General features: G+C 73.4%; 7 protein-coding genes. 3 read left to right on the top strand and 4 right to left on the bottom strand.

Annotated features, from left to right (window positions below; translation table 11 throughout):
* On the bottom strand, positions 1 to 390 hold a 390-nt coding region (locus tag AB0G11_RS48770; RefSeq protein WP_357594123.1), incomplete at its 3' end, for a beta-ketoacyl synthase N-terminal-like domain-containing protein.
* Positions 391 to 719: 329 nt separating this feature from the next.
* On the opposite strand from AB0G11_RS48770, the gene ligA reads away from it, so the two are divergent.
* Positions 720 to 2864 (top strand): NAD-dependent DNA ligase LigA, encoded by a 2145-nt coding sequence (gene ligA, locus AB0G11_RS48765; RefSeq protein WP_357594121.1) that lies wholly within the window; start codon positions 720 to 722, stop codon positions 2862 to 2864.
* A 79-nt stretch (positions 2865 to 2943) separates the two neighbouring features.
* Positions 2944 to 3714 (top strand): hypothetical protein, encoded by a 771-nt coding sequence (locus AB0G11_RS48760; protein ID WP_357594119.1) that lies wholly within the window; start codon positions 2944 to 2946, stop codon positions 3712 to 3714.
* A gap of 25 nt (positions 3715 to 3739) precedes the next feature.
* On the opposite strand, the gene AB0G11_RS48755 is transcribed toward AB0G11_RS48760, so the two are convergent.
* Both AB0G11_RS48755 and AB0G11_RS48750 read right to left on the bottom strand, forming a co-directional pair.
* On the bottom strand, positions 3740 to 4978 hold the full coding sequence (locus tag AB0G11_RS48755; RefSeq protein WP_357594117.1) for a phosphotransferase: 1239 nt from the start codon (positions 4976 to 4978) through the stop codon (positions 3740 to 3742).
* Positions 4979 to 5004: 26 nt separating this feature from the next.
* On the bottom strand, positions 5005 to 5460 hold the full coding sequence (locus tag AB0G11_RS48750; protein WP_357594115.1) for a MarR family transcriptional regulator: 456 nt from the start codon (positions 5458 to 5460) through the stop codon (positions 5005 to 5007).
* Between the two features lie 99 nt (positions 5461 to 5559).
* Here AB0G11_RS48750 and AB0G11_RS48745 point away from each other — a divergent pair, with 99 nt between their 5' ends.
* Entirely contained in the window at positions 5560 to 5736 is a 177-nt protein-coding gene (locus AB0G11_RS48745) for a hypothetical protein (RefSeq protein WP_219508141.1), read from the top strand.
* A gap of 7 nt (positions 5737 to 5743) precedes the next feature.
* On the opposite strand, the gene AB0G11_RS48740 is transcribed toward AB0G11_RS48745, so the two are convergent.
* Positions 5744 to 6295, bottom strand: a 552-nt coding sequence (locus AB0G11_RS48740; RefSeq protein ID WP_357594113.1) for a hypothetical protein, incomplete at its 5' end; no start/stop codon positions are given.

Here is a 6295-nt window from a genome sequence, read left to right as displayed (position 1 = left end):
CGACGACGCGGGGCCGGCGTCGACGGAGGCGCCGGGCCCGCGCAGACCGAAGAGGCGCGTCAGCGGGTCGTGAGGCGCGCCGCCGGTGTAGACGCCGGTGTCGGAGCCGGCCAGCCGGGCGGGGTCGAGCCCGGCGTCGTCGAGCGCCTCGACGGCCATCTCCAGCAGGAGCCGGTGCCGGGGGTCGGCCGCGGCGGCCTCCCCGGCCCGCGTCCCGAAGTAGCCCGCGTCGAACCCGGCCGCCCCCTGGCCGCCCACGCCGCCCACGCCCAGGTCGCGCCCCGCCTCCAGGGCGGCCCACAGCCCGTCCGGGTCCGTGATCCCGCCCGGCAACCGGCAGCCGGCCCCGACTACGGCCACCGCCTGGCCACCGACTCCGCCCACGAGCACGTCCGCCTCCACCGGCGGGCATCCGCCCACCCCGAGTGATCAGCCAACTACGGGGATTCACTGTGAGGGCGACCGGTGCCCCAGGTCAAAGCACCATGCCGTGGCCACGGGCCGCGCTCGCGCGCCAGGAGGGACCTCTGCCCCGCAATCACCACAACCCGGCCGAGGGCCGGAACCGCGCATCCGGCCGATACGGTCACGTCCCGTCGCGCACGCCGCGATCCGGCCGGTACGCGGCGGGATCTCGCCGGATCGGGGCTGTTCAGGCGCGCCGGACGAGCACCGTTTCGCGGGTGAGAATTGTCGGTGGGAGGCGGCACGATGTGTTCATGACTGAAGCGCCCCCGCACACCGAGCTGCTCGATCACGCCGCCTACGCCGAGGCGGTGCGGATCGCGGTCGACGCCAACGCTGCCTATTACGGCGACGGCGAATCCCCGCTCGACGACGACGCCTATGACCGGCTGTTCCGGGGCATCCAGGCGTACGAGAGCGCGCACCCCGACGAGGTGCTGCCCCATTCGCCGACGGGCAAGGTGGCGGGCGGCGCGGTGACCGGTGACGTGCCGCACACGGTGCCGATGCTCAGCCTGGACAACGTGTTCTCGGCGGAGGCGCTGCTCCGCTGGGTGGCGGGGCTGGAGCGGCGGCTGGGCAGGCCGGTGACGGCGTTCAGCGTGGAGCCGAAGCTCGACGGGCTGGCGATCTCCGCGCGCTATCACGACGGCAGGCTCGTCCAGCTCGTGACGCGCGGCAACGGCACCGAGGGCGAGGACGTCTCCCACGGCATCGGCACGGTCGTGGGCCTGCCGCTGACGCTCGCCGAGCCGGTGACCGTGGAGATCCGCGGCGAGGTGCTGATGACGGCCGAGCAGTTCGAGGCGGCGTGCGCCAAGCGGCAGGCGCACGACGGCACCACGTTCGCCAATCCGCGCAGCGCGGCTGCGGGCACGCTGCGCGCCAAGGACCGGCCGTACGTGTGCGAGCTGACCTTCTTCGGCTACAGCGCGCTGCCGCTGCCGCCGGACGACGACTCGGAGCTGGCGGCGCGACTGCGCGAGCTGCCGCACAGCGAGATCATGAAGCTGGTCGCCGCGCTGGGCGTGGCGACGACGGGGTCGACGCCGGTCGCCGGGATCGTCGCCACCTCGGTCGAGGAGATCCAGCGGCGCATCGGCGAGCTGGCGGCGGTCCGGGCGGAGCTGCCGTTCGGCATCGACGGGATCGTCATCAAGGCCGACAGCGCGGCCGACCAGGCGGAGGCCGGGTTCGGCACGCGGGTGCCGCGCTGGGCCGTCGCCTACAAGCTGCCCGCCACCGAGAAGATCACCAAGCTGATCGGCGTGGAGTGGAACGTGGGCCGCACCGGCATCATCGCGCCCCGCGCCGAGCTGGAGGAGGTGGAGCTCGACGGCAGCAAGGTCCGCTACGCCACGCTGCACAATCCGGCCGACATCGCCCGGCGCGGCCTGATGCTGTACGACCGGGTCATGGTGCACAAGGCCGGTGACGTGATCCCGCGCGTGGAGGCGCCCGTCGTCCACCTGCGCACCGGCGAGGAGCAGCCGATCGCGATCCCCGACGTGTGCCCCAACTGCCAGGGGGAGATCGACAAGTCGCAGGAGCGGTGGCGCTGCGTCCGCGGCCGGGCCTGCAAGATCACCACGTCCGTGCTCTACGCCGCCGGCCGCGACCAGCTCGACATCGAGACGCTGGCCGAGAGCCGGATCGTCCAGATGATCCAGGCCGGGCTCGTCACCGACTTCGCCGACCTGTTCACGCTCACCCACGAGCAGGTCCTGGCGCTGGACCGGATGGGCGAGACCAGCACCGCCAAGCTGCTGGCGGCGATCGAGCAGGCCAAGACGCGGCCGTTGAGCCGGGTGTTCTGCGCTCTGGGCGTACGCGGCACGGGCCGGGCGATGTCGCGCCGGATCGCGCGGCACTTCGGCACGATGGAGGCCATCCTGGCCGCCGACGTGGAGGCGATCCAGGCGGTCGAGGGCATGGCGGAGAAGAAGGCGGCCCTGCTGGTGGCGGAGCTGGCCGATCTGCGGCCGCTCATCGACAAGCTGATCGCGGCCGGGGTCAACATGACCGAGCCCGGCGTCACCCCGCCCGCGCCCGGCCAGACCTCGCCGGGACAGGCCGCGCCAGGTCAGGCCGCTTCTGGAGAGGCCGGTGTCGCCGGGGAGCCGGGCGACGGGGAGGCGCTCGTCGCGGCGCTGCCGTTGTCGGGCAAGTCCGTCGTGGTCACCGGTTCCATGACGGGCAAGCTGGAGGATCTGTCCCGCAACGAGATGAACGAGCTGATCGAGCGGGCCGGCGGCAGGTCGTCGTCCAGCGTCTCGGCCAGGACGAGCCTGCTGGTGGCGGGCGAGAAGGCCGGTTCCAAGCGGGCCAAGGCCGAGTCGCTCGGCGTGGAGATCATCACGCCGGACGAGTTCGCCTCGCTCGTCGCGGCCTTCCTCTGACCGCCCGGCGATACGCCGTCGTGATCATCGTCCGGCACAATCGACCGGCGATACCGCCGTCGGAAGGATTTCCCCAGAGATGAAGCTGGTCGTCGCCGCGCTCCTGGCGGGCGCGTTCCTCGCCACGCCCGCCCAGGCCGCCGCCGCCGCGCCCGCCGACCCGGTCGCCGCGCTCAAGAGCCGTTCGGGGGCGGGCAAAGGAGTGAGGTTCACCGAGGTCGCCTCCTACGTCGAGCTCGCCGGCAAGAGCGAGCTGCTGACCCGTCGCGGCGCCTTCCAGTACGGCAAGTCCGGGTTCGCCGCCTCGGACATCTCGGTCAAGCACACCGAGAAGGAACGGGTGCACACCTTCCTCGACGACGAACGCGTCATCACCGTCGGGAAGGTCTCCTACGTCCGCAACAAGCTGTTGGGCGAGGGGCTGCCCAAGGGCAAGACCTGGACCAGGACCCACCGGCCGCTGCCCGCCGGGCTGACCGCCTTCTACACCCAGCCGGTCAACGCCGCCGAGCCGGAGGCGCTCAAGGCGCTGATCAAGGGCGCCAAGCGGTCAGGCCGGACCTACACGGGCAGCATCACGTTCGAGCAGCTGGCGAAGGCGTCCCCGTGGGCGCGGTCGGTCCTGGTGGGCGAGCAGGACGACGAGGTCATCCGCTACACGCTCACCGTGGGGGCCGACCGGCTGCCCAGGCAGCTGAGGACGACCTACCTGGCGACGGCCCACGGGTTCGGCGGCAACTCGACCTCGCCGGGCGACGAGGTCAGCACCCGGACGGTGTACGAGGGCTGGGGCCACCGCCAGACGATCAAGGCGCCGCCCGCGAGCCAGGTCTACACGGGCAAGGAATAGCCCCTGGCGGGCGTGGCGGGTGCGGTCAGAGGCGGGAGAAGCGTTCCAGGGCGTCCTCCAGGCCGCGCCACGCCACCTCCGTGTCGGGGGTGCGGCCGTGCGGGGCCCGGAACCGGTCGAGGAAGTCGCACACGTCGTCGAGGTCCCAGCGCAGCCGGTAGAGGGCCAGAGCCGACGGGTCCGGGCGCCTGCCGGTGGCGGCCTCGTAGCGGGCCAGGTCGCGTTCCTCCGGGGCGGCCAGCCACAGGTCCCGCTCGGGCGGGGCCAGGCCGACCGTGTCCCAGTCGACCAGCGCCGGCCGCCCGTCCAGCCAGAGCAGGTTGCCGGGGTGCGGCTCCCCGTGCGTGACGACGAACGGCCCCCGCACCTCCCGGGCCAGCCGGTCGAAGCGCTCGAGCGCCCGCCGCAGCCCGTCCGCCCGCGCGGCCACGAGCGCCCGCGCCGGCTCCGAATACGGCCCACCCCGCCAACCACCCCCTGCCCCAGCCACTCCCCCAACGGCCACCCCGGCCTCGGGATCTGCGGCGCCCCGGATGCCAGCGCCCACCCCGGCCCCGGAGCCGGCCGCGCTTCCCGTGCCGGTGGCGCCGCGCGTGCCGGTCCCCGCGTCCGCTCCGGTCCCCACACTCCGGTCTGTGCCCGCGTTCCGGTCTGTGCCCGCGTTCGCCCCTTCGTCCGCGCTTCCGGTTGTGCGTGCGGTTTCGGGGGCGGTGGCTCTGGTCTGGGGGGTTGGTTCCTGCCCGGCTTCGGCGTGCGCCAGCGCTTCGGTCAGGGCTGCCTCCAGGCGGTCGCGGCGGGGCAGGGTGAGGGGGGCCGTAGGGGTGGAGGCGGGGGCGGGAGCGCGGTGGAGGGTGGCGAGCAGGTCGATGAGGGCGTCCCGCCGCACCTGGGGCAGCCGCTCGCCGAAGTGCCCGGCGACCCCGTCCACGTACGGGAAGACGGTGACGGCGTGGCGCGGCCCGGTCCGTACGGTCGTCGAGCCGTCGCGGGACGGGAGGGGTGCGACCACGGCGGCGGACGGCCGGAGCGTGGCGTGCAGGGCGGCGGCGGTGTCCATGGCGCGGCGCAGGTCGGTGAGGCCGGTCGGCGGCTTGGCGGCGAGGTCCACGGCGGTGACGAACCAGCGGCCGGCGGGGCCGGTGGCGATCCAGTGGTAGTCGCCGAACCCGACCGGCGCGTAGTCGAGCGTGACGGGGCCGAGCCCCCACGCCTCCAGGGCGGTCAGCAGGTCGCGGTCGCTGAGGTCGTCGGGACGATCTTCCATGCCCGCGAACCTACCCGGGAGGAGGGTCAGGCGGGGTCGCGGTGCGCGGCGGCGATGACCCGTGTGAGCGCCTCGTGCAGGTTCTGGAGCTCGTCGAGGCTCATGCCGAGCCGGGCGACGATGGCGGGCGGGATCTTCTCCGCCTCCGCCCGGAGCTGCCGCCCGGCGGGGGTGAGGGTGACGACGAGGGCGCGCTCGTCCTTGCTGTTGCGCTCGCGGTGGATGTAGCCGAGCGCCTGGAGCCGTTTGAGCAGCGGGGACATGGTGCCGGGGTCGAGCTGGAGCAGCTCCCCCAGCTCCTTGACGGACAGGGGCTCGTGCTGCCAGAGGGCGAGCATGGCCAGGTACTGCGGGTGGGTCAGCCCCATGGGCTGCAGCAGCGGCCGGTAGAGGCCGATCACGCTGCGTGAGGCGATGCTGAGGGCGAAGCAGACCTGCCGGTCCAGCGCGAGCAGGTCCGCCGCCTCTCCCGTGGTGTCCATGTGCGGGCCTCCGGAGGCCTCGGGTAAAGTAGTTTGTGTACAAAGTATTAGCGTACCAAGAATTGCCACGCGAACCTTGGGCGACCCATGGAGGGACGCATGTTTCACCGCAAGCCGCTGGAGGAGCGCATCGCCGAGCGGCAGGCCAAGCTGCCCCCTCTGAAGGAGGGCAAGCACTTCGAGCACGGGCCGGCCAAGTTCGTGTTCGTCGCGCTGCTCGTGGTGGTCGTGGCGATGCACGTCGTCGGGCTGGCCATCGTCATGCACTTCTCCTGACCGGCGGCTACCCGGGCTGGTCGTAGACGGCGACCGCCCAGCGGCCCGGCCGGGTGCCCGCGACCTTCTTCAGGGCTTCGGGGTCGGCGACGAGCTTCTGACCGTGGAAGCGGGGGTCGCCGACCGGGGCTCCGGCGGGGAAGACCCACACCTCGATCGCCTGCTGCGCCCGGAGCCAGTCAGGCCTGACGGAGCCCGCGTGGTTCTGGGAGTCCGGGCCGGGGCCGGTCCGCTCCCCGCAGCGGCCCAGGTCGCTCCACCCGTCGGCGTCGCCGACGGACCGCACCAGCACCCAGGCGTCAGGGTCGGCGCAGCGTACGGAGTAGGCGGTGCGGACGCTCGTGGGCCGGAACGTCACGGTGACGTGGTCGCCCAGGGTCTCGCCGGCGGCCGACGCGATCAGCCGCAGCCGTTCCTGGTTGCCGCCCGTGATCTCCTCGGGCAGTTCGACGCCGGGCGCGACCCGTACCGCGTCGACGCCGCTGCCCGTGAAGGGCACGGTGACGAACACGGTGAGCGCGGCCGCCGCGCCCGCGAGCAGCGCGCCCGTCGTCGTGCG

The sequence above is a fragment of the Nonomuraea sp. NPDC023979 genome (genome assembly GCF_040639085.1).
GTDB lineage: Bacteria > Actinomycetota > Actinomycetes > Streptosporangiales > Streptosporangiaceae > Nonomuraea > Nonomuraea ceibae.
The sequence above is the reverse complement of the archived record's forward strand: the minus strand, read 5'-3'. Positions and strand labels throughout refer to the sequence as shown.

Bases quoted from the DNA above. Each gene is read 5' to 3' on its own strand.
- ligA (WP_357594121.1), top strand. From the start codon at position 720: ATGACTGAAGCGCCCCCGCACACCGAGCTGCTCGATCACGCCGCCTAC.
- AB0G11_RS48760 (WP_357594119.1), top strand. From the start codon at position 2,944: ATGAAGCTGGTCGTCGCCGCGCTCCTGGCGGGCGCGTTCCTCGCCACG.
- AB0G11_RS48755 (WP_357594117.1), bottom strand. From the start codon at position 4,978: ATGGAAGATCGTCCCGACGACCTCAGCGACCGCGACCTGCTGACCGCC.
- AB0G11_RS48750 (WP_357594115.1), bottom strand. From the start codon at position 5,460: ATGGACACCACGGGAGAGGCGGCGGACCTGCTCGCGCTGGACCGGCAG.
- AB0G11_RS48745 (WP_219508141.1), top strand. From the start codon at position 5,560: ATGTTTCACCGCAAGCCGCTGGAGGAGCGCATCGCCGAGCGGCAGGCC.